The 23204-nt window shown below is 64.5% G+C and carries 19 protein-coding genes and 1 tRNA gene; 11 read left to right on the top strand and 9 right to left on the bottom strand.

The annotated features are described in order from the left end of the window. Positions 1-39: 39 nt before the first annotated feature. Positions 40-984, top strand: a complete 945-nt coding sequence (locus L0U82_RS12130) for a LysR family transcriptional regulator (RefSeq protein WP_233831283.1) — start codon at positions 40-42, stop codon at positions 982-984. Between the two features lie 290 nt (positions 985-1274). Here L0U82_RS12130 and alaS read toward each other — a convergent pair whose 3' ends face one another. Further along, positions 1275-3899: an alanine--tRNA ligase gene (alaS, locus tag L0U82_RS12135; RefSeq protein ID WP_233831285.1), complete on the bottom strand. Its 2625-nt coding sequence runs from the start codon at positions 3897-3899 to the stop codon at positions 1275-1277. A 334-nt stretch (positions 3900-4233) separates the two neighbouring features. Between alaS and L0U82_RS12140 the strand changes: the two genes are divergently transcribed. Next, positions 4234-5454 carry a CaiB/BaiF CoA transferase family protein gene (locus L0U82_RS12140; protein WP_233831287.1) on the top strand — a complete coding sequence of 407 codons (1221 nt, stop codon included), beginning with the start codon at positions 4234-4236 and terminating at the stop codon, positions 5452-5454. An 81-nt stretch (positions 5455-5535) separates the two neighbouring features. Here the strand turns inward: L0U82_RS12140 and L0U82_RS12145 are convergent, their stop codons facing one another. Together L0U82_RS12145 and ggt are read right to left on the bottom strand one after the other, a co-directional pair. Beyond that, positions 5536-6096, bottom strand: coding sequence for an RBBP9/YdeN family alpha/beta hydrolase (locus L0U82_RS12145; RefSeq protein ID WP_233831289.1), 561 nt, complete (start codon positions 6094-6096; stop codon positions 5536-5538). A gap of 66 nt (positions 6097-6162) precedes the next feature. Continuing rightward, positions 6163-7953 (bottom strand): gamma-glutamyltransferase, encoded by a 1791-nt coding sequence (ggt, locus tag L0U82_RS12150; protein WP_233831291.1) that lies wholly within the window; start codon positions 7951-7953, stop codon positions 6163-6165. Between the two features lie 589 nt (positions 7954-8542). On the opposite strand from ggt, the gene L0U82_RS12155 reads away from it, so the two are divergent. Then, on the top strand, positions 8543-10252 hold the full coding sequence (locus L0U82_RS12155; RefSeq protein WP_233831293.1) for a glutamine--tRNA ligase/YqeY domain fusion protein: 1710 nt from the start codon (positions 8543-8545) through the stop codon (positions 10250-10252). Between the two features lie 191 nt (positions 10253-10443). Then, positions 10444-11382, top strand: a complete 939-nt coding sequence (locus L0U82_RS12160; RefSeq protein WP_233831295.1) for a transporter substrate-binding domain-containing protein — start codon at positions 10444-10446, stop codon at positions 11380-11382. An 88-nt stretch (positions 11383-11470) separates the two neighbouring features. Here L0U82_RS12160 and L0U82_RS12165 read toward each other — a convergent pair whose 3' ends face one another. The 5 genes from L0U82_RS12165 to L0U82_RS12185 form a co-directional block, all read right to left on the bottom strand. Next, on the bottom strand, positions 11471-11920 hold the full coding sequence (locus L0U82_RS12165) for an NUDIX hydrolase (RefSeq protein ID WP_233831298.1): 450 nt from the start codon (positions 11918-11920) through the stop codon (positions 11471-11473). Positions 11921-12005: 85 nt separating this feature from the next. After that, a complete protein-coding gene (locus L0U82_RS12170) occupies positions 12006-12392 on the bottom strand; it encodes an RT0821/Lpp0805 family surface protein (RefSeq protein ID WP_233831301.1) in 387 nt (128 codons plus the stop codon). A gap of 172 nt (positions 12393-12564) precedes the next feature. Then, complete coding sequence (locus L0U82_RS12175; protein ID WP_326489721.1) at positions 12565-14121, bottom strand: methyl-accepting chemotaxis protein; 1557 nt, start codon at positions 14119-14121, stop codon at positions 12565-12567. A 384-nt stretch (positions 14122-14505) separates the two neighbouring features. Next, positions 14506-14582, bottom strand: a tRNA-Arg gene (locus tag L0U82_RS12180). A 219-nt stretch (positions 14583-14801) separates the two neighbouring features. Then, positions 14802-15632, bottom strand: coding sequence for an undecaprenyl-diphosphate phosphatase (locus L0U82_RS12185; protein WP_233831306.1), 831 nt, complete (start codon positions 15630-15632; stop codon positions 14802-14804). A gap of 687 nt (positions 15633-16319) precedes the next feature. On the opposite strand from L0U82_RS12185, the gene L0U82_RS12190 reads away from it, so the two are divergent. The 5 genes from L0U82_RS12190 (at position 16320) to L0U82_RS12210 (ending at position 21437) form a co-directional block, all read left to right on the top strand. Further along, positions 16320-17228, top strand: coding sequence for an aldose epimerase family protein (locus tag L0U82_RS12190; protein ID WP_233831307.1), 909 nt, complete (start codon positions 16320-16322; stop codon positions 17226-17228). A 176-nt stretch (positions 17229-17404) separates the two neighbouring features. Then, positions 17405-18127: a peptidoglycan DD-metalloendopeptidase family protein gene (locus tag L0U82_RS12195; RefSeq protein WP_233831309.1), complete on the top strand. Its 723-nt coding sequence runs from the start codon at positions 17405-17407 to the stop codon at positions 18125-18127. A gap of 243 nt (positions 18128-18370) precedes the next feature. Further along, positions 18371-18697 (top strand): hypothetical protein, encoded by a 327-nt coding sequence (locus L0U82_RS12200; protein WP_233831311.1) that lies wholly within the window; start codon positions 18371-18373, stop codon positions 18695-18697. 998 nt (positions 18698-19695) lie between these two features. After that, the gene (locus L0U82_RS12205; RefSeq protein ID WP_233831313.1) at positions 19696-20004 is read left to right on the top strand and encodes a DUF2288 domain-containing protein; all 309 of its coding nucleotides are present in this window, start codon (positions 19696-19698) and stop codon (positions 20002-20004) included. Positions 20005-20123: 119 nt separating this feature from the next. Further along, positions 20124-21437, top strand: coding sequence for an MATE family efflux transporter (locus L0U82_RS12210; protein WP_233833247.1), 1314 nt, complete (start codon positions 20124-20126; stop codon positions 21435-21437). Positions 21438-21977: 540 nt separating this feature from the next. Here L0U82_RS12210 and L0U82_RS12215 read toward each other — a convergent pair. Further along, positions 21978-22145 (bottom strand): hypothetical protein, encoded by a 168-nt coding sequence (locus tag L0U82_RS12215; RefSeq protein WP_233831315.1) that lies wholly within the window; start codon positions 22143-22145, stop codon positions 21978-21980. 191 nt (positions 22146-22336) lie between these two features. On the opposite strand from L0U82_RS12215, the gene L0U82_RS12220 reads away from it, so the two are divergent. Continuing rightward, positions 22337-22516, top strand: a complete 180-nt coding sequence (locus L0U82_RS12220) for a hypothetical protein (RefSeq protein ID WP_233831317.1) — start codon at positions 22337-22339, stop codon at positions 22514-22516. 503 nt (positions 22517-23019) lie between these two features. Further along, a complete protein-coding gene (locus tag L0U82_RS12225) occupies positions 23020-23178 on the top strand; it encodes a DUF3309 family protein (protein WP_233831319.1) in 159 nt (52 codons plus the stop codon). The last annotated feature ends 26 nt before the right edge of the window (positions 23179-23204 follow it).

Below are 23204 nucleotides of genomic sequence, written 5' to 3' on the forward strand. Positions count from 1 at the left end.
ATGAATAATTCGGATATCAACCATCGTCAGGAGAGAATGATGGATCTGGCCGCTCTGAACATTTTTCGCGCCGTCGTACGGGAAAACGGCGTGACGCGCGCCGCCGCGAAGCTCAATCGCGTGCAATCGAACGTGACGACGCGCATCAAGCAGCTCGAGGAGCAGCTTGGCACCGACCTGTTCATCCGCGACGGCCGCCGGCTCGTGCTCACGCCGGCCGGCGAAACGCTGCTGCCCTACGCCGAGCGCCTGCTCGCGCTCGCCGACGAGGCGCGCCACGCGGTGCGCGAAGATCGCCCGAGCGGGCGGCTGCGGCTCGGCACGATGGAAAGCGTCGCGGCGACGCGTCTGCCGGGGCTGCTCGCGCAGTATCACCAGCAGTGGCCGGCGGTCGCGCTGGAGCTGGAGACCGGCACGACCGGCAAGCTGATCGAGCGGGTGCGCGAATTCGAAGTGGATGCTGCACTGGTCGCGACGCCGCTCGACCCGGCCTCGCTCGACGACCTGTTCGAGAGCGTGCCGGTGTTCCGCGAGGAACTGGTGATGCTGACGCCGCGCGGCCATCGCGCGATTCACGAAGTCAGCGACGTCGCGCTATCGACGCTGATCGCCTTCGAGCGCGGCTGCGCGTACCGGGCGTATATCGAAAAGTGGTATCTGGAACACGGCGTGCGGCCCGCTCGGGTGCTGGAACTGGGTTCCTATCACGCGATCGTCGCGTGCGTGGCGGCGGGTGCCGGCGTCGCGGTCGCGCCGCGTTCGGTGCTCGATCTGCAGACCGATGCCAGCAATATCGCCGTGCATCCGCTGCCCGATATCGGCATGATCGACACTCTGCTGGTGTGGCGGCGCGGCCATTTTTCGTCGGCGCTCAATGCGTTGCGGCGCACGCTGGTGGAGGCGCAGCAGGAGGCCGTGGACGTAGCGCCGGAGGCTTTGGCGCGAGCGGAAACAGCGCCGGAAGTGGATGCGGGGGTTGTCTGAGGGGTTGTGCGGTGTTGGATATGCGCGTGGGAATAGCCGGAAGGCCGGGCTGAAAGCGGGCTTGCGGTACGACCTCAGGACGAGCGCAGAATCGGCGCTCAAACTCGAGCCTGAAGGCGCATCCGGAATAGCTGAATCTGACGCGGCGACGCAGGCGCGCTCTCTCTGGCCAAACGGAGCAGCGACAGCAAAAACGAAGGGGCCACGCGGCGCGCCAACAGAGTTGGCGTATCGCGTGGCCCTTTTTTTCGCCCACGGATTCACTTCAAACCCGCGGGCTGAACTTCAGATCAAAGCTGCCCTTCGACCCATGCCTTCACGCCCGCGAGCGCCGCCGGCAGGTTGGCCGGTTCAGTACCGCCGGCCTGGGCCATGTCCGGACGGCCACCGCCCTTGCCGCCGACCTGTTGCGCGACGAAATTGACCAGCTCACCCGCCTTGACCTTCTTGCTCGCGTCAGCCGTTACACCGGCGATCAGGCTCACCTTGCCGCCCTCGACCGACGCCAGCACGATGGCCGCGCTCTTCAGCTTGTCCTTGAGCTTGTCGACCGTTTCGCGCAGCGTCTTGACGTCGGCGCCATCAAGCGTTGCCGCCAGCACGTGCACGCCGCCGACTTCGATCGCCTGGCCCGCGAGTTCGTCGCCCTGGCTCGATGCCATCTTCGACTTCAGCGCGCCCAGTTCCTTTTCGAGCGCCTTCACCTGGTCCTGCACCTGGCTGATCCGCTGCGTCAGCTCCGACGGTTGCGCCTTCAGCACCGCCGCCGCCGCATTGACGCGCCCTTCAAGATCCTGTACGTAGCGCACCGCGTTGTCGCCGGTGATCGCTTCCACGCGACGGATGCCCGCCGCGACGCCGCCTTCCATCACAATCTTGAAGAAGCCGATGTCGCCCGAGCGGTTCACGTGCGTACCGCCGCACAGCTCACGCGAGAAGCCGAGATCGAGCACGCGCACTTCGTCGCCGTACTTCTCGCCGAACAGCGCCATCGCGCCGCCCTTCACTGCTTCGTCGTACGACATCACGCGCACAATGCCGGGCGCGTTCGCCAGCACTTCGGCGTTGACGATTTCCTCGACGCGGCGAATCTGCTCGTCCGTCATCGGCGCGTTGTGCGCGAAGTCGAAACGGGTCTTGTCGGCGTCGACGAGCGAGCCTTTCTGCTGCACGTGCGAGCCGAGCACTTCGCGCAACGCCTTGTGCATCAGGTGCGTGGCCGAGTGGTTGCGGGCCGTGCGAGCGCGGCGCACCGCGTCGATTTCCGCCTTCACGACATCGCCGACCTTCAATGTTCCCTGCTCGATGGTGCCGTGATGGCCGACCACGTCGGCCTGCACCTTCAGCGTATCGGCGACGGCAAACCGCGTGCTTGCATTCGCCAGCACGCCCTGGTCGCCGACCTGGCCACCCGACTCCGCGTAGAACGGCGTGTGATCGAGCACGACGACGGCCTGCTGGCCGGCATCCGCCTGCTGAACCGACGCGCCATCCACGTACAGCGCGACGACCTTCGCGTCGTCGAAGACGATTTCTTCGTAGCCGTGGAACGTGGTCTTCGCGCCCGAGTACTCGAGGCCCTGCGCCATCTTGAACTTGCCCGCCGCGCGCGCCTGTTCGCGCTGGCGTGCCATTGCTTCGTCGAATGCGGGTTCGTCGACGGTCACGCCGCGCTCGCGGCAGACGTCAGCGGTCAGATCGAGCGGGAAACCGTAGGTGTCGTGCAACTTGAACGCGAGTTCGCCGTCGAGCGTCTTGCCACCCTTTGCTTCGAGGTCGGCCAGTGCCGCGTCCAGAATCGACATGCCGTGCTCGATGGTCTCGAAGAAGCGCTCTTCTTCCTGACGCAGCACGTCGGTCACGCGTTGCTGTGCATCCTTCAGTTCCGGATACGCATCGCCCATCTGCGCGACGAGATCCGCAACCATACGATGGAAGAACGAACCCTTCTTGCCGAGCTTGTAGCCGTGACGGATTGCGCGGCGCACGATCCGGCGCAGCACGTAGCCGCGGCCTTCGTTACCCGGAATCACGCCGTCGACGATCAGAAACGAGCACGCGCGGATGTGATCGGCGATCACCTTCAGCGAATTGTTGGTCAGATCGGCTACGCCGGTTTCGCGGCCAGCCGCCTGGATCAGCGCCTGGAACAGGTCGATCTCGTAGTTGCTGTGCACATGCTGCAGCACCGCAGCGATACGCTCCAGACCCATGCCGGTGTCCACGCATTGCTTGGGCAGCGGCGTCATGTTGCCCTGCGCGTCACGGCTGAACTGCATGAACACGAGATTCCAGATCTCGATGTAGCGGTCGCCGTCTTCCTCGGGCGATCCCGGCGGGCCACCCCACACGTCCGGACCGTGGTCGTAGAAGATTTCCGAGCACGGGCCGCACGGGCCGACGTCGGCCATCTGCCAGAAGTTATCCGACGCGTAGCGCGCGCCCTTGTTGTCGCCGATGCGGATGATGCGCTCGACCGGCACGCCTACTTCCTTCGCCCAGATGTCGTGCGCTTCGTCGTCTTCCTGATAGACGGTGACCCAGAGCTTGTCTTTCGGCAGCTTGTAGACCTCGGTCAGCAGCTCCCACGCGTAGTGAATCGCGTCGCGCTTGAAGTAGTCGCCGAACGAGAAATTGCCGAGCATTTCGAAGAACGTGTGGTGACGCGCGGTGTAGCCGACGTTCTCGAGGTCGTTGTGCTTGCCGCCCGCGCGCACGCTGCGCTGCGCGGTGGTGGCACGCGAATACGGACGCGACTCCGCGCCGAGGAACACATCTTTGAACTGCACCATCCCCGAATTGGTGAAGAGCAGTGTCGGGTCGTTGCCGGGCACGAGGCTCGACGAACGGACGATCGTATGGCCCTTCGATTCGAAGAACTTGAGGAATTTCTCGCGGATTTCAGCGGCTTTCATAGCGGGCGGGGGACGGTCCTGACGGTTCCTGACTGAGACTGGCGGTCTGTGGGAGGCGCCAACTGTTCGATTCTTTAAACGACTGATTATACGGGATCGGCACGCGCGCGCGGCACTGAGCCGGGCGGCGTCGCGCCCGTCTGGCCATCCGGCCAGGGCTCGCTGCGCCCGACGAGACAATGCCGCGCGATGTCCTCCCGACCGAACCGTCCTATGACGTTTGGCCGACTGCGCCCGCGCGCGGGAATCGCTTAAGATGGCTTCCACGAAACGTTGCGCGAACCATTGCACGGCGCCTCGCGCGCCGTGCGCATACAAGGAGACATTCAGGAATATGGGCGCTCTCAGTCACATCCGCGTGCTGGATCTCACCCGCGTGCTCGCCGGCCCATGGTGCGCGCAGACGCTTGCCGATTTCGGCGCCGACGTCATCAAGATCGAACGCCCCGAAGCCGGCGACGACACCCGCCACTGGGGACCTCCGTATCTGAAAACACCGGAAGGCACCGATACGCGCGAAGCCGCGTACTACCTCGCGGCGAACCGCAACAAGCGTTCGGTCACGGTCGATATCGCGTCGCCCGAAGGACAGCGGATCATCCGCGAACTGGCCGCGCAAAGCGACGTGGTGCTCGAGAACTACAAGGTCGGCCAGTTGAAGAAATACGGCCTCGACTACGAATCACTAAAGCAGGTGAAGCCCGATCTGATCTACTGCTCGGTCACGGGCTTCGGGCAGACCGGACCGTATGCGCAGCGCGCCGGCTACGACTTTATCGTGCAGGGCATCGGCGGCTTCATGAGCATCACCGGCGAGCGCGACGGCCAGCCGGGCGGCGGCCCGCAAAAGGCCGGCGTCGCGATCGCCGACCTGATGACCGGCATGTATTCGACCGTCGCCGTGCTCACCGCGCTCACGCATCGCGACCGCACCGGCGAAGGCCAATACATCGATATGGCGCTGCTCGACGTGCAGGTCGCGATGCTCGCCAACATGAACTCGAACTACCTCGCGAGCGGCAAGCCGCCGGCGCGCTGGGGCAATGCGCATCCGAACATCGTGCCCTATCAGACCTTCCAGACGAGCGACGGCTGGATCATCGTCGCGGTCGGCAACGACGGCCAGTTCCGCAAGTTCGTCGAAGCGGGTGGCCGTCCGGAACTCGCCGACGACGACCGCTTCGCGACCAACCCGGCTCGCGTGCGCAACCGCGATATCCTCGTGCCGATTCTTGCCGACATGGTTCGCCTGCAGGGCAAGCAGCAATGGATCGCCGCGCTCGAAGCGGCGGGCGTGCCTTGCGGGCCGATCAACGATCTCAATGAAGTGTTCGAGAACGAACAGGTGGTCGCGCGCGGGCTGCAGGTGGATCTGCCGCATCCGTCGGGCGGCACGGTCAAGCTGGTGCGCAACCCGATCAACATGAGCGGCACGCCGCCGCGGGCGTCGAGCCATCCACCGCTGCTCGGCGAGCATACCGAGCGCGTGCTCGCCGACGTGTTGGGATACGACGCGGGGAAAATTGCGGAGTTGAGAGCGAAGTCGGTGATTTGACGTGGGATGCGGCGGCGGCTGCAAGGCGGCGCTTCAAGGCGCCAAGCGGGGCGACGAGCAGGCCGTCGCCTCACGGCGGGCTCAGCGCGAAGCCAGCAGCGAAGCGAGCCAGCTCCGCCCTTCGTCCCAGTCGCCAAGCCCGCTGTCCGCATTGATATGGCCACGCGAGCACAGGCCAACCCAACGGCTGCCCCACGAATTCGCGCAAGTCTGTGAAAACGCCACGCCGCCATACGGATCGTCGCTGCTCGACACGACGATGGTCGGAAACGGCAGCCGTGTGAGCGGCACCGGCGCAAAGCCGGTCGCGTCGGACGGGAAATGCGCCCCGGTGGGATCGGGCACCGCGACGAGCAGCGCGCCGGCTACTTTCGCGAGCTGCGCGTCGCTCGCGTATTGCGACACCCAGAACGCCGTCGTCAGGCAGCCGAGACTATGCGCGGCGAACACGACCGGCGCCTCGGCGACGGCGACCGCGGCGTCGAGCGTGCGGCACCATGCGTCGCGTGAAGGATGGTCCCAGTCCGGCATCTGCACGCGAACGAAGCCCGGATCGAGCGCTTCCCAGCGCGTTTGCCAATGGCCTGCACCGGAGTTCTGGTATCCCGGCAGCACGAGCGCGTTCAGTTTCTGTTCGGTCATCGCAATTCCCCGTCGTTATTGGTCTATCGTCAGCTGGTGAGGCGATCAGCCGCCCATTGTCGCCGACTACCGTATCACCCGCGCCACTCCGCCGCCACGCGGATCGCTGGCCGGCTCGGGCGTCGTGCCGTCGACGCGAATCATCTGCACGTCGCCATTGAACGACTGCTGCTCGACCGTATAGCCGAGCGCCTTCAACTGCGCGGCCAAGTCGTCCGGAACGGGATGATACGGCTCGAAGTAGATCGTCTTACCCGGCAGCAGTTGGTGATGAAAACGCATCGCGGCGAGCGCGTCCGTCGGCGTCATGCCGAAGTCGTACAGGTTCGTCATCAGCTGGAAAATCGTCGTCAGGATGCGTGAGCCGCCCGGCGTACCGATTGCGAGCGCGACCTTGCCGTCCTTCAACAGCAGCGTCGGCGTCATCGATGAAATGGGTCGGCGCCCCGGCGCTATCGTGTTGGGCTCGGCACCATCCGCGGCAGTCGTCGTGCTCGCGCCAGCCGCGCCGCCGGCGGGCTTCACGACGAAATCGTCCATTGCATCGTTGAGCAGAAAGCCGCCGCCGTCGACCACCACGCCCGAACCAAAGTCGCCGTTCAGCGTGTAGGTGTTCGACACCGCATTGCCCCATTTGTCGACCACCGAGAAATGGGTGGTCTGCGCCTTCTCCACGGCCGCATCGCCGGAAGCCGGCTCGACCGGCGCCGCGCGCGGTGCTTCGGCGGTCTTGATTTCGCCCGCGCGTTGCGCGAGGTACGCATCGTCGATCAGCTTCGCGACCGGCACCGGGCTTGCGTCCGGATCGCCGCTATAGCGCTGCCGGTCCGCGAACACGCGGTCCTCGATCTGCGCGATCAGGTGGATGTACTGCGCCGAATTCAGTGCGAGGCCATCGAATGCGGGCTGCAGATCGGCGCGCATCTTCAGCATCTGGATCAGCCCGATGCCGCCCGAACTCGGCGGCGGCGCGGTAATCACGCGGTAGCCCTTCCAGTCTGCCGCGAGCGGTTCGCGCCAGACCGCCTTGTAGTCGCCCAGATCCTGCTTCGTGATCAGGCCGTGCCCGTACATCTGCGCGGTGATCAGCTCGGCGGTGCGGCCTTCGTAGAATTCTCGGCCGCCGTCGCTGGCGATCCGCGACAACGTCTGCGCGAGTTCCGGCTGGCGCATCGTCGCGCCCAACTTCAGATTCGAGAAATACGCATCGAAACTGGTGTGGCCGGCGAAATTCTTCGCGGCCGCGTCGATGCGCTGCTGCAGCCGCGCATCGACCTGAAAGCCATCGGTCGCGTAATGGATCGCCGGGGCGAGCACCTGTTTCCATTTGAGCTTGCCGAACCGCCGCTGCGCTTGCCACATGCCGTCGACCGTCCCCGGCACCGCAACCGCGCGATACCCGACCGTGCTCATGCCCGGCACCGCGTTGCCCTTGTCGTCGATGTACATATCGCGACTCGCCTGCTGCGGCGCACGCTCACGGTAGTCGAGAAAATACGGCTTGCCGTCGACAAAGAGCGTCATGAAGCCGCCTCCGCCGAGGTTGCCCGCGTCCGGCCGCGTGACCGCGAGCGTGAAGGCAATCGCGACGGCGGCATCCACCGCGTTGCCGCCCGCGGCGAAGATCTGCTGCGCGGTTTCGGCACTGTAGCTATCGGGCACCGCGACCGCGGACGCTTCGAGCGCCGGCTTCGGCGGCGGTGTTTTGGCGATCGCGCGAACGGGCGCGGCGAGGCTGGCGGCCAGCGCGACGACACACGCCGACGCGAGCGCAACGCGGGTACGGAAGGAAAAACGGGCGCTCGTGCGAGCACGGGCAAAAGGCGCGCGGAGCGCGCCGTGCGGGAGGACAGACATCCGAGAAAACTCCGGCAGGCAACGAGAGGAGCATGGTGCATGAACGGCGGCGGTTCATGCAAGGCGGCGAGGGCCGGGATGGTATTGCGCTGGCGCTCGCATGGCCGTGCGGCCAGGCTGGCTAGGCGCCGTCGGGCACAACGGATATCGACGAAACAAACGCAAGCGCCACGCCGGGCGAGCACCGCATTCCAGACAGACAGGCTGACAGGCTGGCCGCGATGAAAATGCCGATGCCAATGCCTTCGAGCCAATGTTCCACCACGCGCGAGCAGCGCACGCGGTCCAGAATACCCAACCGGCGCCGCAGGCATCCTAAGCCGCCGCCACAAGGCACGCCAACCCGTTTTACCTCCTGTTACAGCACCCGCCGGCGGCATCGGCGCGTCCCCGTCTGTCGCCCCGCCAGCAGTTTTCGTGTCGGCCTTACGGCGCTCACTTTGCAGGCGCCGCATCGCCGCCGCGCCGCCTGAACCCCGCGCGAGCGTCGGCAGCGCGCCGCACCCCCCTGCCGCGAGCGGACTCGTCAGGTAGAATTGAACGCTTAGCGGGCGCGCTGCGCGCCCCCACGGACTTCTGACCTTCTCGCATGAATACCGAACGCAACGACGCGCCAGCGGCATCCAATTTCATCCGCAACATCATCGACGACGACAACCGCACCGGCAAATGGAGCCAGCGCGTCGAAACGCGCTTCCCGCCCGAGCCGAACGGCTATCTGCATATCGGTCACGCGAAGAGCATCTGCCTGAATTTCGGCGTTGCGCGCAACTACGGCGGCGTGTGCCATCTGCGCTTCGACGACACCAATCCGGAAAAGGAAAGCGTCGAATACGTCGACTCGATCATCGACGCGGTGAGCTGGCTCGGCTTCGAGTGGAAGAAGGACAACCACGAGCATCTGTATTACGCGAGCGACTACTACGACAAGCTCTACGCATTCGCCGAGCTGCTGATCGAGCGCGGCAAGGCCTACGTGGATAGCCAGTCGGCCGAGGAAATCCGCGCGAACCGCGGCTCGGCCACCGAGGTCGGCACGCCGTCGCGTTTCCGCGAGCGCTCGGTCGAGGAAAACCTCGACCTGTTCCGCCGCATGAAGGCGGGCGAGTTCAAGGAAGGCGAGCACGTGCTGCGCGCGAAGATCGACATGTCGTCGCCGAACTTCAACATGCGCGACCCGGTGATCTATCGCATCCGCTTCGCGCATCACTACCGCACCGGCGACGCGTGGTGCGTGTATCCGATGTACGACTACACACACTGCATCTCGGACGCACTCGAAAACATCACGCATTCGCTGTGCACGCTCGAGTTCGAAGATCATCGTCCGCTGTATGACTGGATCCTGAACGAGCTTGCCGAAGCCGGCGTGTTCACTCGCCCGCTGCCGCAGCAAATCGAATTCTCGCGTCTGAACCTGACCTACGCGATCACCAGCAAGCGCAAGCTGCTGCAACTGGTCAACGAAGGCCACGTCGAGGGCTGGGACGATCCGCGCATGCCGACCATCGTCGGCGTACGGCGGCGCGGCTTCACGCCCGAGTCGATCCAGCTGTTCTGCGAGCGCATCGGCGTGACCAAGGTCGATTCGTGGATCGACATGAGCGTGTTCGAAGGCGCGCTGCGCGACGATCTCGACGAGAAAGCGCCGCGTATTGCCGCCGTGCTCGATCCGGTCAAGCTGATCATCGACAACTTCCCCGCGGGCCTCACCGAATCGTGCCACGCACCGGTGCATCCGCATCATCCGGAACAGGGCATGCGCGAGTTCCCGATTTCGCGCGAACTGTGGATCGAGCGCGACGACTTCACCGAAACGCCGCCGAAGGGCTACTTCCGCCTGTTCCCCGGCAACAAGGTGCGGCTGCGTTACGGCTACGTGATCGAATGCACGCACGCCGATAAGGACGAAAACGGCAACATCGTCGCGGTGCATTGCAACTACTTCCCGGACAGCCGCTCGGGCACCGAAGGCGCGAACAACTACAAGGTCAAGGGCAATATCCACTGGGTCAGCGCCGAGGCCGCCTGCCCGGCCGAAGTGCGCATCTACGACCGGCTGTTCAAGGAGCCGCAACCGGACGCGGGCGGCCGCGACTTCCTCGAAGCACTGAATCCGGATTCGAAGCGCGTGGTCCAGGCCTACCTCGAAACCGGCGCGCACCATGCGCTGCCGGAGCAGCGCTACCAGTTCGAGCGCCATGGCTACTTCGTCGCCGATCGCATTGATTCGAAGCCGGGTAAGCCCGTATTCAATCGGATCGTCAGTCTGCGCGACAGTTGGGGGAAGCCGGCGTAAGCTGGTGGTAATAATGACGTCCATCGCGTTGCGGGCAGATTCACCGTAGACACGCGGCCTGAACGCGCCGGGGTTCAATACGGCGTGCGTCTCGTTCACGAGATGCACGCCGTGTCGTTACATGATGGTTGCACGATGCTCGATCGACACTCACTGCGCGCTCGCCCGGGCGCGCCGGTCCGGGAGGTCCGATGAAAGTTCCGGCCCGCAGCGGCGCACCTACCAGGGGCACAGTCCGAATCGCGCGCGGCCTGCTCGCGGCGCTCGCCACGTGCGCCGGGCTCGCCGGCCTCGCTCATGCGGACGAATTGAGCGGCACGCTGAAAAAAATCCATGACGACGGCGTGGTCGTGCTCGGCGTGCGCGAAGCATCGATTCCGTTCTCGTATTTCGACGGCAAGCACACGGTCGGCTACTCGCAAGCCATCGCGCTGCAAATCGTCGACGAAATCCGCAAGACGCTCGATATGCCGCAACTGCGCGTGCATGAAATCACGGTGACGTCGTCGAACCGCACACCGATGCTGATGAACAACCAGATCGATCTGGAATGCGGCTCGACCACGCATACGCTCGAGCGCGAAAACGTCGCGGCGTTCTCGAACAGCTTCTTCCAGTACGCGGTGCGGATGATCACGCGCAAGAACAGCGGCATCACCGATTTCGCCGATCTGGCCGGCAAACCGGTCGTGACGACCGCGGCGACGTCCGACGAGCGGCTGCTGCGCCGGCTGAACACCGACAAGCAGTTGAACATGCGCATCACGAGCGTGCGCGATCATCAGGAGGCGTTCACCACGCTGAAGGAAGGCCGCGCGGTGGCCTTCGTGATGGACGAGCCGATTGTCTACGGCTTCAAGGCGACCGACCCGCATCCGGACGATTTCGTCGTGACAGGCACGCCGCTCGGCTACGAGGTTTATGCGTGCATGTTCCGCAAGGGCGACGAGCCGTTTCGCAACCTCGTGAATCGCGTGATCGCGCGCTTGCAGACCTCCGGCGATGCCGAGCGTCTATACAGCCAATGGTTCACCAAGCCGATTCCGCCGCTCGGCATCAACCTCAATTTCCCGCTGTCGGATGCGAACCGTGCGTTGTTCGAGCATCCGAACGATCGCGCGCTGGATTAAGCACAATCAAGCGCAACCGGATGGCGTGCCGTGCCGCGGAGGCGGAACGTCGATCAGGGACATGCAGAGCAGAGTCGCAAGCACCGCGTCATAGCAACCGGTGCAACTCCGCGAGCGACAGTGTCGTCTCGAACAGCCGCGTGAGACTGCGGCTCGCGTAGCGCGGGACTTCGTCGATCGACGCCCAGCGGTAGTCGTCCATTTCGGGGATCAGCGTGCCGTCCGAGCGGCGCGGAAACAGCGACGTGCAGGTGCAACCGGACAGATCGAGTTCGTCGGCACTCGCGCGCGCGGCGAACAGATGCAGGTCCTTGTCGCGCCGGTAGACGAACAGACCCAGATCCTTCAGGCGTGCGGGATCGAGCGCGATACCGGTCTCCTCGATCATCTCGCGCAGCGCGGTGACGTCCGGTGACTCGCCCTCTTCGCCCTGTCCTTTCGGGATGTCCCAATGCGTGGTTTCGGTGGCGTGCGCAAGCAGCACACGCCCATTCGGATCGAGCAGCACGATCCCGCATGACACGGTTCGCGGGCTCATCAGCGAACCCTGCCGCGATGGTGCGCGACACCGCGAAGACGTGCCGGCGCCGCGGCGGCGCAGGCCGCCTCCATCTTCCTCATCGTCATTTCTTCTGCATTTTCCAGGTGCCGGCGCCTGCCTTGCAGAAGGTCGGTTTCAGGTTCAGCGATTGCCCCTTCGCATTGAGCGCGACGGCGACGTCCCGGCAGGTGCGGTTGCCGTCGGTGGTAGTGTTGACCATCGTGATGTTCGCGTCGATCTTCACGCTATTGCCGGTGCCCTCGTTGACCCAGGTCACGCTCTCGCCGTCCTTTTTATCGTTGAGCGCAGCGAAGACCGCATGCTTGATCGAGTCCGTGTCGCGCGGCTTCATATAGGCGATCGGCGTATCGTGCAGAAAGTCGAGATTGGCGGCTTGTGCGCAGAGCGTAGCGCCCAGCAGCAGGCTCGCTGCACTCAGGCGGAATAGCACGGAAGTTCGCATCGACATAAAAGGTTCTCCTCGAAGGCGCGTGGCGCGCGTGATGGCTTTTGATCCAGACCTCAAAAGCATAGCATGCACGATTCGGGAGTCAGCGCGAGAGTGGCGGCCAATACAGCCGCCCGAACAGCACGTCAAACAACACCTCAACCAGCGACCTAGCCGAAACCAACCTAGCTCCTCAAGCCATCCCCTCCAGCCTGAACATACTGACGACGCCGCGCAGCATCTGCGCCTGTTCCTGCATCGATTGCGCGGCGGCAGCGGCCTGCTCGACCATCGCCGCATTCTGTTGAGTGGTCTCGTCCATCTGCGCGATCGCGACATTGACCTGCTCGATGCCGCGGCTCTGCTCCTCGGAGGCCGCCGAAATCTCGCTGATGATATCGGTCACGCGCTTCACCGCGTCGACCAGCGAGTCCATCGTGCCACCCGCTTTTTCGACCAGCGCCTTGCCGCTGCCCACGCGCTGGACCGAGTCCTCGATCAGGCTCTTGATCTCCTTGGCTGCGTCGGCGCTGCGGCGCGCGAGATTGCGCACCTCGCCCGCGACCACCGCGAAACCGCGCCCTTCCTCGCCGGCGCGCGCAGCTTCGACCGCTGCGTTCAATGCAAGGATATTGGTCTGGAACGCGATGCTTTCGATCACGCCGATGATGTCGACAACGCGCGCGGAACTCGCCGCGATGCTCTGCATGTTCTCGACCACGTGCTGCACGGCCTCGCCGCCCTCGCCCGCGAGCTGCGAAGCCGACCGCGCCATCCGGTTTGCCTGCAACGCATTGTCGGCGTTCTGCTTGACCGTCGCGGTGAGCTCTTCCATGCTCGCGGCCGTCTGACCCAGCGACGACGCCTGCTGCTCGGTGCGCGCGGACAGATCGAGATTGCCCGCGGCGATTTGCTCGGCCGCGACCGTGATCGTTTCGGTGCCGCCGCGAATGCGCCGGATCGCGTCGGCAAGACGCCCCTGCATGCGCTGCATCGCGAACAGCATGCTCTGCTGATCGTCGCGGGCCAGCGCGACCGCATGCGACAGATCGCCATCGGCGATCGTTTCGGCCACAGTCGCCGCGTACGCGGGCTCGCCGCCGAGACTGCGCTTCACGTTACGGATGATCAGCACGAGCGCGATCGTGCTGATGCTGCCGATCACGAGGATCGTCAGCAGATAGCTCAGCAAGTCCGCGCGGAACGCCGCGTTGATGTCGTTCACGTAGACGCCTGAAATCAGGTACCAGTCCCAGCCGGCGAAGCGCTTGACGAAGCTGATCTTCGGCACGCGGTCGTCGCGACCGGGCAGGCGTCCCATGTAATCGACGAAACCCTGGCCCTGCGCCTGCGCGACCTTGACCATCTCGACGAACAGCAGCTTGCCGTCGGTGTCCGCGTAGTGCGACACGTCCTTGTTGCGCAGATCCGGCTGCGTCGGATGCATGATGACCACCGGCGTCGCGGTCGTGACGATCATGTAGCCGCTGCCGGGGAAGCGCATTGCCGCGAGCCGGTCCTTCGCCTGCTGTTGCGCCTGCTCCGTCGTCAGTTCGTGGTCGTCGGCGCGCTTCGCGTAGTCGGCCACGATCCCATACGCGGTCTCGACGACGTTTTGCACCGCTGACTTGCGCTCGCTGAGCATCGTCTCGCGCGACTGCCTGGCGGCCCAGCCGCCGAGCCCGAGCAGGCCGAGCCACGTAATCAGTAAGGCGAGCCAGAGTTTGGTGTTGAGGCTGAATCGGTTCACGCGGTTTCTCCGTCGCCGGTTCGTAGGTCCGGCTAAATGGCGTGGCGTCATGGCCACGCCTCGTGGGCGGGCCTGGCAGCCTCGATTGTGGTGTTGGGTCCCTGGTCCCTGGATCTTGCCGCGAGTCACGAGCGGGACGCGTCCCGGTTCGATGACTCGCGTAGTGCCCGACGGCCAGGTCCGCTCATCGACCGCTGATACGGCACGCACGAATGCGCGACGCATCAGCGAGCTCTCGTGAAGTAACGGCGCGGCGCGCGCTTTCCTGAGTCGGGAAACACCCGAAGGAGATGCCGCGCTCCGGCAAATTCGCCGTGATGGATGCGGGTGTGGAAAAGAAAAAGGGCTACAGGCGCAATACCTGTAACCCTTTCTCGATGATGATGGTACGGCAGGAGGGGCTCGAACCCCCGACCCTCGGCTTAGAAGGCCGATGCTCTATCCAGCTGAGCTACTGCCGTATTGATCGATATATCCGCATGGAACCGCGCTCCAATCGAAGCGGCGAAATTCCCTACAGACTGAAATTCTAACTGAGCGGGCAGAAGACCGCGAATCCGCCGGAGTTCGCCGCTTGTCGCGCGGTCCGCTCAAACCTCCTCAAACGACAAGCCCGGCAAACGCCGGGCCCGGATTATAACCGATCGATTTCAGCGCGCGACTGCGCGCGCCGCGCGCAATCAGACCGGCTGCGGATGCAGCATGAACCAGCCGAGGAACAGAATCCCCGCGACCGCGCAATACACGCCGAACGACGCGAGACGGCCGCGGCCTTCGAAATAGCGCATCAGGAAACGCACGCTCAAATACGCGGCGATCGCGGTCAGCACGCCGCCGAGCAGCGCATCGGCGAGCTGCCCAGGCGCATGCAGCAGCTTCGGCAATTCGAGCACGCCGGCCGCGAAGATGATCGGCGTACCGAGCAGGAACGAGAACTCGGCGGCCTTTTCGGCGGTGAGGCCGGCGGCGTTGCCGGCGATCATCGTCAGACCGCTGCGCGAGAAGCCGGGAATCAACGCGCCAACCTGCGCGAGGCCGACGAAGAATGCCTGGCGGAACGTCATCTTCTCCGGCGCCTGATGCGCGCGCGCGCGTTGCAGACGATCGCCGAACCACAGCAACACACCGTTGACGATCAGCGCGATCGCGACAATGCGCAGGTCATGAAAAATCCGCTCCAGCCGCTTTTCGAGCAGCAGACCGACGAGGCCCGCCGGAATCGTGCCGATAATGAGCGCCCACATCATGTGGCCATCGTCGTTGCCGCGGCCGCTCAGCGACGCGAAGAAACCGCGCACGAGCGAGCACCAGCGCTTGCGGAAGTACCACAGCAGCGCGAATGCCGTGCCCAGATGAAGCGCGACGAGAAATGGCAGCAGTTGCGGCGCGTGCTTGTCGATATGCATGCCGAACAGCGCCGGCACGAGCAGCGTGTGACCGAGACTGCTCACCGGGAACAGTTCGGTGACGCCCTGTAGCACGCTCAGGAAAATCAGAAACGACAGGTTCACGCGGCGGTCCTTGTAAAGAAAGTGTCAGGAACTGCGCCGCACAAACGACAGGGCGGCACGTCAAAAAGGCGCACCGATTATGCCTGGCTGCGATGTCAGCGCCAAGCGCCACGGCTATATTTGCCTAAATAATGACGCGCCGCGTCACAACTCGAAACCGTTGTTACGCCGGGATAAGAAATGCATTGCGTTGCGACGGGCGACGACGCTCATCGATCAACGGCAAGAGCACGAGCAAGGGAGCGGTGAGACGCGAGACCCAGGCGGGCGGATCGAAACGGATCGCCCCGGCTGACGGGAACGGCGCGGATCGCGGCAAAAAACAGCGAGAGCTTGCGAAGCTCAGCGTTTGAGCGAGTGAAAAAAGTAATACGTGCTGGCCGTAAACATTCCGAACAACGCCACGCCCATTGCCATTGCGAGATCCATAACACCCTCCTGAAACGGTCGCACCCGGAAGCTGGATTTACCGGACGGTCTGCAGATTATCGGTAAAGTTAGCGTTTTTCGGACACCCGCAATTTCCCCAGAAGGGTTTCCCCGTAGCATAAAGCGGCGCAAAATCGCTGCTTCACGACGCGCGGCGGCGCGCGATGCCAGCGTCGCGAGACCCGCCGCCAAGCCGGCAATGGCCGTTGCGCGGCATGCCGGCGTGCCCTTCAACTTTTACCCAGCTACCCAGCCACCATGCCTCTCTCCCCGGAACAGGACATTCTCGAGATCGACCTGGACAACTCCGTGCTGCGCTTTTCGCCGCAAGCCGGTGGACGTCTGCTGTCGTGGACGATCGACGGCGAGGAAGTGATCCATTGGCCCGAACACGCCGACTGGAGCGTGCCCGCGCGCATTCGCGGCGGCAATCCGCTGCTCTTTCCGTTTCTCGGCCGCCATCGCGTCGACGGCAAGATCGGCTATTGGCGCGATGCGCAGGGCACGGTGCGCGAGCTGCCGATGCACGGCTTCGCGCGCGATCTGCCGTTCGACGCGCACGCCGACGTGCACGGCGCAGGCCTCAGGATGGTGCTGACCGACACCGCGGCGACGCGCGCGGGCTATCCGTTCGGCTTCCGTTTCGAGGCCGCCTACAGCCTCGCAGATGCGCGCACGCTCGACGTCACGCTGACCACCACGAATACCGGCGACGCGCCTCTGCCGTATTACGCCGGGCATCACTTCTACTTCACGCTGCCGCATACGCAGCGCGCCGAGACCACGCTCGAACTGCCGCGCACCGAGCGCTGCCATCAGCAGGACGACGGCTCGATCAGCGCGATGGAGCCAGGCGAACCGAGCTATACGCTCGACGAGGCGCGCATCCACGATCGCTTCCACTGCCTGACCGGCACGCCCGAGCGGCCCGTAAGGCTCGTCGCGCCGGGCATCGGGCGCGTGATCACGATCGATCTGCTGCGCCCGGGTTCGGTGCCGTGGTACTCGGTAACGACGTGGACCGAGAAACCCGAATCGGACTTTTACTGCGTGGAGCCGTGGCTCGGCTTGCCGGACGCGATCCATAACGGTCGGGGTTTGCGCTGGCTCGAACCGGGCAAGACCGAGACGGCGGCCCTGCGGATTACGGTCGAAAAGACCCGCTGAAGCGGAGCACGACGCGCGCGGCGCCGGCAAGCGGCCCGCAGGCGCGCCGTCGATGCGCAGCCTCGACATGCGACTGCGCGTTTCGCGTAACGCAACGCAAAACCGTTAGAATCGCAAGCTTTGTCTCCTCTGTCGCGTGATCGGGATCGGCGCGCGGCAGCGCTTTGCGAGGTCCAATGCTGGAAACAACAAGAATCAAGCGACTCGGCTGCGCCGCGTTGCTCGCGCTGCTCGCCGCGTGCGGGTCGGCGCCGGTGGCGCCGGGGTACTACCGGGTCGAACGGGGCGATACGCTATCGAAGATTGCGCGCGAGAACCGGCAATCGGTGCAGAGCATCGCGCGCTGGAACAGCCTCAGCAATCCCGACAGCATCGAGGTCGGCCAGGTGCTGCGCGTCGCGCCGCCCGCCGGCGCGGCGTCGACGAGCGGCGCACTGCGCAGCGGCGGGGGCGGCGGCAGCGGCGCGAGCGCGTCCGCGACGCCGCGGCCCGCGCCGGCGCCCGCGGACAACGCACCCGCCACCGCGCCCGCGTCGATCTCGCTCGTGTGGCCGGCCGACGGCACGGTGATCCGGCGCTTCGACGGCGGCAACTCGAAGGGTATCGACATTGCCGCGGCGGCCGGCACGCCGATCATCGCGGCGGCGCCGGGTACCGTCGTGTATGCCGGTAACGGCTTGCGCGGTTACGGCAATCTGCTGATCCTCAAGCACAATGCCGACTATCTGACCGCGTATGCGCACAACCGCGTGCTGCTCGTCAAAGAAGGCGAGTCGGTCAAGCGCGGTCAGAAAATCGCCGAAATGGGCGACACCGATACCGATCGCGTGATGCTGCATTTCGAGTTGCGCTATCAGGGCCGCTCGATCGATCCGTCGAAGGCGTTGCCGCCGCGGTAGGCGCTGACGCTGGCGCTCGCCGACGAAGCGAGGCAAGGCGCGGCGCCCAGCACTAGCGCCGCGTGTCGGGCTTGCGCATTGCAGCGCGCGAGACCCACGCGCGCTGCTGCGGCGAGATGCGCAACCGGACTTCACGAGCACCCGCCGCAAACCGGCCGCGGGAACCCCGCGTGCTATAAACGCTCAATTCGAGGCGGCGTGGCGTCAGGCCACGCCCCTTCCGTTATTTGCAAGGAATCTGAAATGAAGAGCGCATTGGCGAGCGTCGCGACGGCTGCGGCGATCGGTGTGGGTGTGTTGACGCTCGGCGGCCTCGGCGGCTGTTCGAGCACGACCACGATGACCTATCTGCCGAGCGGCGAGACCGGCTTCGCGATCAACTGCAGCGGCAGCGACGCGAGCACGAGCTGGGGCGAATGCTACAAGCGCGCGGGCGAAGTCTGCGGCAATTACGGGTATGACGTGGTATCGAAAGACGTCGACAACGGCGCGACTTCGGGCGGCTCGATCGGCGGCATTTTCGGCGCGAACGTGAAGAACCGCTCGATGGTGATCCGCTGCAAGCAGTAGCGGCCGTAGCGCCGCCACGCGTCGCGCCAGGCCAGCGTGGCCGCCTGACGGCCAAGCCAGTGCCCGGAACTCGGGTCGATGCGCGCGGCGAAGCGCAGCAGCACCACGAGCGCAATCGGCCAGACACCCAGAAAGATGATCAACCAGTTCATGAGCCGCGCGACGGAACATAATCCGCCATGATCCGTCGCACGTATGAATCCGCGGTGAACCTTTCGTAAGCCGCTGAAAAAGTCCTCGTCAAATGCCCGAAAAAAAGCCCGGCACGGGGCCGGGCTAACGGGGGTTCGGCGCATATCGGCAAAGGACCGGTTCACCATGCGCCAGAACGAAATCTATCAACCCCCATTTACCAGCGCAATCCATTAATTTCGCAGTCAATGTTACACGGCGTACTGATTACGCAAACTGTGAATTGGAAATGTCGGAATGCGCCCGGCTAAATGCGCCGCACCGCCGACTGCCGATTTTGTCAAAAACGTGAACCGGATTGCGCGAATGGCGCGCCAGCCAATAGCATGGCCATGTCTGCGGAAAACTCGCCGCAAAACGCCTGAAGAAACCGATTTGGCCGATTTTTACTAAAGCATTAAGCCTTAAGGCGGATTCTTCTCATCGATTTAAGCTTGGTGCGGCAGCGCACGTAACAGATAAATTAACTTCCAGCAACTCAAAATAAGTACTTTTATTTTACCTCGGGAAAATTCGCGAATAGCGAAAATAATAATTTTCGAATCAACCGACAAATAATCAATCACTAATTCAAATCGCAAAACAAACCGACTAATCCGACGAAAATTCAAGCGCCTGCCTCGGGGGCCACTCGGGTGCCACGTTCAGCCGTCTGCCGCGTTGAATCCACCGATCCGAAGGTTCAAAATCGGACTCAGCCCGGCGGCGGCCGGCAGTTCGCGCAAAGCGTTCCGATACCCGCATGCGCCGCCCGATCGCCCGTACCGATGGTTTATAGTGACGGCCCCGCCCGTCCCCCGCTTACGATGACTGCCAACGACACCCCACACAGCCCGCTGTACGCAAAACTGCTCGGCGAAACCGCCAAGATCGGCTGGAGCGAGCTCGAACGGTTCTTTGCCCGCGGCATGCTGCTGCGTGTCGCGCGTGATCTCGATCTCGTCAGTGTCGCCGAAGCGATTGCCAGCGACGACACCACCCAGGTCACGCAATGGCTGTCCGCCGGCCTCGTCGAACGCGTGCAGTCGGAGACCGCCGCCGATTTCGCCGCGCGCGACCCCGACCTGTGGGCGGTGGTCGTGTCGCCGTGGGTCTGCGTGCAGGAGCGCTCTTGAGCGACGCCGCGCCGGAGGCCCGGACGCCGGAGACCGGGACACCTGAAGCCGGGACGCTAGAAGCTCGGACGTCTGCATCCGACCACAGTCTCTCGGCCAGCCCCACCGACGCGCCCGCTCTGCCGGTGCGCTGGCACCGCCGGGTGCTGACGCTCGCGTTTCCGATCGTTCTCGCCAATCTGACGCAGCCGATCCTCGGCGCGGTCGATACCGCCGTCGCCGGCCATCTGACCGATGCGTCGTATCTCGGTGGCGTCGCGCTCGGCGGGCTCTTCTTCAATTTCGTGTTCTGGGGCTTCGGCTTCCTGCGCATGGGCACGACCGGCCTCGTCGCGCAGGCACATGGCGCGGGCAACCACGACGAGTTGCGCTACACGGTCGTACGCGCGCTGTTGATGGCGGCCGCGATCGGCGCGTTCGTGCTGCTCGTGCAACAGCCGTTGATCGGCTACGCGCTGCGTCTGATCGGCGGCAGCGACGCGGTGCAGCACCACGCGCGGATCTATTGCCACGCGCGCATCTGGGCCGCGCCGCTCGCGCTCGCCAACTATGTCGTACTCGGCTGGCTGCTCGGCACGCAGCGGGTGCGGCTCGCGCTGCTGTCGCAAGTGTTCATCAACAGCGTGAACATCGTCGCGGTGCTGCTGTACGTGTATGCGTTCAATTGGGGCGTAGCCGGCATCGGCGCGGCCACCGCCACCGCCGACGCGCTCGGCTTCGTGCTCGGCCTCGCGCTGCTATGGCATGGCCGCCCACGCGATCTGCCCGCGCTGAACCGCGCCGCGTTGTTCGATGGCGCCGCGCTGAAACGGCTGGTCGCGCTCAATCGCGACATCTTCGTGCGCACGCTGTGCCTGCTGGGGTCGTTCGGCTGGTTCGCGCACCTCGGCGCGCGGCAAGGCGACGCGACCCTGGCCGCCAACGCGCTGCTGCTGAACTTCCAGACCTTCATGGCGTACGGACTCGACGGCTTCGCGCACGCGGCCGAAGCGCTGGTCGGCGCGGCAATCGGCGCGCGCGACCGCCATGCGTTCGCGCAGGCGGTCAAGGTGACCGCGCTGTGGTCGGCGCTTGGCGCGCTCGGCTTCGCGTTCGTGTACTGGGGCGCGGGCGCGTGGATCATCGAGAAGCTGACCGATCAGGCCGCCGTGCGCACCGCCGCCGAAACCTATCTGCCGTGGGCGGCGTTGTCGCCGGTGATCTCGGTGTGGGGCTTTCTGCTCGATGGCGTGTTTATCGGCGCGACGCGTACGCGCGAGCTGATGATGTCGATGGTGATGTCGCTCGTGGTATTCGTCGCGGCGTCGTCGCCGCTGCTCGCGCAGCATGGCAACCATGGGCTGTGGGTCGCGCTGCTGATCTTCATGGCCGCGCGCGGCGTTACGTTGGCGCGGTATCTGCCAAGGGTTGCGCGGGGGATCGTGGCGGCTTAGCGGGCGCGGCTGTCGTCTGCGTTTTCGCGGTTTTCGCAGTTGACTATCGTCGCGTATCCGTTTGTGTCGAATATCTCTTTATCACGGCGTCGCGCGCTCGCGCCGCTGACGCGGCGAGCAGCTTGCCGTGTTTTGCCGGCCCGACGCATCACGACAGCCGGTTACGGCTTGAAACAAGCGCATACATATCGCCTGTCGCGCGCACCCTAGAATGCTTTCAGCCCGCGCTCTCCGCGCGAACAGTCGGCGCGGGTCAGAAGTGCCGGCGTGCCCGCGCCGGTGCTTCGCCTTCGGTTCGGCTTTGCTTCGGCTTTGTGTCGGCTTCTATTCCCTTCGCCTCGCTCCCCTTCGCTTCTTCGTGCGCTTCTCCGAGCGCTTTTACTTGCGCTTCTATCTGAGCTTTTGCTCGCAGCTCAGCGACTTTTCGCACGCATCGCGCCTTTGCACCGCCTCCCGCTGCGTTTGAGTCACATCACCGTTCTCGCGGCACGGCCATCTTCGCGCGCTACTTACCAATACGAGACCGTGCGCGGTGGCAGCTTATTCCGCGGCCGGCGCTGGCAGCATCGAGGGCGGCCGATCGTCGGTGGGCACGCCGTGGTAATCGGCGGGGTCTTGCGGCGGGGGGCCGCGGTGGCCTGACGGATGGTCGGCGCAACCGGCGACGCCGGCGGACAGCAGCAAGGCAATGGTCAGAACGCGGATCATCAGCAGTTATCTCCAGCACAAAAAAGCGGGGCGAAAAAGATGGGCGGACGGACGTCCGCCGGAGCGCCGAGAGTCTACCCGCAAAGTGCGCGCCCCGATGCCGCGGCGTGCAGCACCGTGTTCCCGCCAGGTGAGATTTCGCGACGGCTGATCTACTATTAGGTCATCGTCGCATGTTTCAGGAGACTGCCATGGACGCTGAATCGATCGCGGGACTGATCGGGCTCGCAATAGGTCTGCTCGTGCTGATTGCGTTGTCGGTTTTCGAATCACGAACCTACAAGCGCGAACACAATGGCGAGGGCATGGTGCATCACTGGCTGACGCATCAGCATCTGCATATGCCGCACTGGAGACGTCCGCGGCATTGAAAGCGGTGCAGATCGAGCGGCGCGTTTGTGCCGGAAACATGGCGGCGATTTGATTTTCGGCGCTGTTGCGGCGCGGCCGCGTTATAGCGCGCGAGTTTCGTTTCCGACGAACGCGATGCGGTGACCGGCATGTCGATAAGCGCAAGTTGGCTGGTGGCGCGCCGTGCGCGAATCGCCTCGGCGCGGCTGGCTACATCGTGCTACCCCACGCTCCTGGAAGCGCTCAGCACGCATTCGCACCACTTATCGGCAATCCACGTACGCCACGCCTCGCCGTTCATTCATCGACGATGCCGCACTACCCTGGCCTCGCCGGCTCCCTTGGCCCTGCCCGCTCCTGACAATCCCCAGCATCATCTGCCATTTCCGATGGGCACACACCTTGCTGCCGCATAACTAGCGACGCGCGCGCAGTGCGCATCGCCCCTCGTGGCGCACCTGCGCCGAACCGGCAACACGATACGGCCCAGTGACACCCACGGGCCCAAACAAGGAGAACGGCGATGACCCTCGGAACCATCCTGCTTATCGTGCTCATCCTGCTACTGATCGGCGCATTGCCAAGCTGGCCGTATAGCAGCGGCTGGGGCTACCGGCCAACTGGCCTCGTCGGTGTCGTGCTGATCATCGTGATCGTTCTGCTGTTGATGGGACGGATATAGACAGAGGGATTGACGCCTCGGCCCGT

It is taken from the genome of Paraburkholderia sp. ZP32-5 (assembly GCF_021390495.1).
Taxonomy (GTDB): Bacteria; Pseudomonadota; Gammaproteobacteria; order Burkholderiales; family Burkholderiaceae; genus Paraburkholderia.